Origin of the sequence: Burkholderia sp. Ac-20379 (assembly GCF_017104645.1) — a bacterium.
Taxonomy (GTDB): Bacteria; Pseudomonadota; Gammaproteobacteria; order Burkholderiales; family Burkholderiaceae; genus Burkholderia.
Window position 1 is genome coordinate 1 of the sequence record NZ_JAAGPF010000555.1, and the last position, 2932, is coordinate 2932.

Sequence of the window (2932 nt, forward strand, 5' to 3'; positions counted from 1 at the left end):
TCTGCAGCATCCGGTAGGCCGCCTCGGCCAGCCAGGTCTTGCAGGTCTTCTCGCTGCCGCGCGGCGCGCGGATCACGCGCGTCGGGTCGAGACGCGGATCGATGTGCTTCGGATGATTCATGACGGCTGCTCCCAACGAAAGTGAATAGTGCGATACGGCTGGCAAGGCGCGACCGATACGCGGCGGCCGGCCCGGTTCGATTCAGGTATTCAGAAATGCCCCGTGAAGCGGTAGCGGCTGCCCGGGTGCCACAGGTTCGCGATCGAGGCGACGACGCCCTGCGACCAGGTCCGCCGATGCAGCACGAGGCACGGCTCGGCCTCGCCCATCGCCAGTTGCCCGCGCAGCGCCGCATCGGGCGCGGCCGCCTCGATCCGGTATTCGACGCGCTGCAACGGTGCGACGCGCATCAGGTACTGGTTCGGCGTGACGCGCGTGAAATCCTGCTGCGCGTATTCGCCGGCCACGGCCGGATTGACCCAGCGCTGTTCGAGTTGCACCGGCTCGTCGTTCTCGGCGTGCAGCACGGCCGAGCGAAACAGCGGCGCGCCGGGCGCCACCTGCATCTCGCCGGCCAGCGCCGCGTCGGCCTCGATCGTCGCCAGTTCCAGCACGCGAGCCTGATGGCGATGGCCGCGCGCGGCGATCTCGTCGGAGATGCTGCGGATCGCCACCAGCGTCGATTCGTACTTCGGCCGCGCCACGAACGTGCCCGCGCCCTGCACGCGCGTGAGCACCTGCTCGGCGGTCAGTTCGCGCAGCGCGCGGTTCACGGTCATGCGCGCCACCTTGAAATCGCGCGCCAGTTCGTTCTCCGACGGCACCAGGTCGCCTTCGCCCCACTCGCCCGCATGAATCCGGGCGAGGATGAAATCCTTGATTTCCTGGTACGCCGGCGTGCTCATCGCCTCATTGCTCGGACGCGAACGACAGCGGGCTCAGCTTGGCGAACGCGCCGCCGCGCACGAGTTGCGTGATCGAGGCGATGTCGGGCGCGAAGTAGCGGTCGAGGTCGTAATGCGGCACCTGCTCGCGAATCGTGCGCATCGCGCCCTGCAGCGCCGGGCTGGTGGCATGCGGATCGCGCAGATCCACGCCCTGCGCGGCGGCCAGCAGCTCGATGGCGAGGATCGCGGCGACGTTCTCGGCGATGTCGCCGAGCTTGCGCGCGGCGAACGTGGCCATCGACACGTGATCTTCCTGATTGGCCGACGTGGGCAGCGAATCGACCGACGCGGGATGCGCGAGCGTCTTGTTCTCGGACGCGAGCGCGGCCGCCGTGACGTGCGCGATCATGAAGCCCGAATTCACGCCGCCATCCTTGACGAGGAACGGCGGCAGGCCCGACAGCGTCGCATCGATCAGCAGCGCGATGCGGCGCTCGGCCAGCGCGCCGATTTCGGCGGCGGCCAGCGCGAGGTTGTCGGCCGCGAACGCCACCGGCTCGGCGTGGAAATTGCCGCCCGACAGCACTTCGCCGGTATCCGGGAAGATCAGCGGGTTGTCCGACACGGCGTTGGCCTCGATCAGCAGGACATCGGCCGCGTGGCGCATCTGGTCGAGGCAGGCGCCCATCACCTGCGGCTGGCAGCGCAGGCTGTACGGATCCTGCACCTTGTCGCAATCCTGGTGCGAGAGGTTGATCTTCGAGCCGTCGAGCAACGCGCGATAAGCGGCGGCCGCCTCGATCTGGCCGCGATGGCCGCGCAACTCGTGGATGCGTGCGTCGAACGGCTTGACCGAACCGGCCGCCGCGTCCACCGACAGCGCACCCGATACCAGCGCGCTGCGGTACAGATCCTCGATCGCGAACAGGTTGTCGAGCGCCAGCGCCGTGGACGCCTGCGTGCCGTTCAGCAGCGCGAGGCCTTCCTTGGCCTGCAGCGTGAGCGGCGCGAGGCCGACCGAGCGCAGGCCGTCGGCCGCGCTGGCGCGCTCGCCGCGCACGAACACCTCGCCGATGCCGAGCAGCGCGGCCGACATGTGCGCGAGCGGCGCCAGATCGCCCGAGGCGCCCACCGAGCCCTTGACCGGGATCAGCGGCAGCACGTCGGCGTTGAACAGCGTGACGAGCGCGTTCATCACCTCGCGGCGGATGCCGGAATGGCCGCGGCCGAGGCTCGACAGCTTCAGCGCGATCAGCAGCCGCACCACGGCCGGCTTCATCGGCTCGCCCACGCCCACCGCGTGCGACAGCACGAGGTTCTTCTGCAGCAGTTCGAGCTGGTCGTGCGGGATATGGGTGCTGGCCAGACGGCCGAAGCCGGTGTTGATGCCATAGGCGGGATCGCCCTTCGCCGCGATGTCGGCCACGGCCTGCGCACCCCGGTCGATCGCCGCGAAGCTGGCGGGATCGAGTTCGATCCGAACCGGCTCGCGGGCGATGCGGCGGAGTTGGGCAAGCGTCAGATGGCCGGGAGTCAACGTGATCATGAGAGCGTCCTGTCTATACAAGTGAGGTGCCAGGAAGTGTAGACGCGCAAACTTGTATAGACAACTCGTTTTCAAAATTCGGCGCTCAGGGATTTCCCTAGCGATCGGGGCGAGCATCGGCCGGGGCGGGCGAGCGCGAAAACGGGCGGGCGGAACGCGGCTCGATTGGCCGGCAAGCTTGCCGGGCCGAGGCCGGTGCGAAGGTGGGAACGAGCGCGGGACACCCGATGCGCCGCGCGGAAAACGACGTGCGCGATCGCACCGCCGCGACGAAACATCACGGCGCTCTGGCAGGAATACGGAAGGAAACGCTAACGAAGCGTGCGGCGCGCCTCGGCCTCGCTGCAGGAAATCGAGGGCGGCGCCCCGGCGTCAGCCCGCTACGGGCCGCCAGGCGAGACAGGCCGGATGCCCCGGCGCGGCATCGATCCACGCGGCGGTGAAGGCGGCCACGCCGCTGGCGGGCGCCGCCGGATCGACGACGCGCGGCGCGAGCAC

2 protein-coding genes are annotated in these 2932 nt (G+C 69.3%); both read right to left on the reverse strand.

Annotated features, from left to right (window positions below):
• Positions 1–210: 210 nt before the first annotated feature.
• Complete coding sequence (hutC, locus tag G3N92_RS32645) at positions 211–906, reverse strand: histidine utilization repressor (RefSeq protein ID WP_206131652.1); 696 nt, start codon at positions 904–906, stop codon at positions 211–213.
• A gap of 4 nt (positions 907–910) precedes the next feature.
• Positions 911–2434: a histidine ammonia-lyase gene (hutH, locus tag G3N92_RS32650; RefSeq protein ID WP_206131653.1), complete on the reverse strand. Its 1524-nt coding sequence runs from the start codon at positions 2432–2434 to the stop codon at positions 911–913.
• Positions 2435–2932: the final 498 nt, after the last annotated feature.